This window comes from Virgibacillus carmonensis, assembly GCF_057836705.1.
Genome location: NZ_JBYQFJ010000131.1, coordinates 1 through 746 on the forward strand (window position 1 = coordinate 1; position 746 = coordinate 746).

Genomic DNA, 746 nt, shown 5'->3' on the forward strand with positions numbered 1-746 from the left:
CGGCACCACTTAGCTATACTCAATCCACTTTCTTTCCAGGCATCAAAACGTAATTTCCATTCTATTCTTTTGTCCTTTAAAGTCATTGCATAACCTCCCATTTAATTGATAAGAAGATTATCGCATGACAGACTAAAAATTAATATGTGGGTTCTATTTGACGCTTACATAAATAGTAAACATAATATACGGGGATTGATTTATATGAATGAGATTGATTCCATATTTGTAAGCGTCAAATAATCCCCACCTGTTATCAGATGGGGATTTTGTATATGATTTATTTAGATTTATTTGGAACGCGACATTCCATTGGAATTGTTGGTGACCATGGCAGCAACTGAACCAAGTTATTTTTATCTGTCGTATCAACATTGGGAAGTGTCTCGAACAGATAGCTGAGATAGTTAAATGGATTTAATCCATTTTCCTTGGCTGTCTCGACAACGCTATATATTATCGCACTAGACTTAGCTCCTTTTGCGGTATTGCTAAAAAGCCAGTTTTTGCGGCCGATTACGAAAGGCTTGATAGAGCGTTCTCCACGGTTATTATCTATTTCCAAACGGCCGTCCTTCATAAATGACCCCAAACGATCCCATTGGTTACGACAATATTTGATTGCTTGACCAAGTGCACTTTTTGGCAGAACACGTGGTGTTTGTTCACGAAGCCATGCTGAAAAAGCCTCCAGCACTGGCTGGCTACGTTCTAATCTTTGCTCATAACGTTCTACAGGACTGACG

The 746-nt window shown here is 38.9% G+C and carries 1 protein-coding gene; it reads right to left on the reverse strand.

The genetic code is table 11. The annotated features are described in order from the left end of the window. Positions 1-280 precede the first annotated feature (280 nt). Positions 281-746 (reverse strand): IS66 family transposase (locus AC3G7N_RS20900; RefSeq protein ID WP_489424081.1); only part of this gene is annotated, 466 nt, incomplete at its 5' end.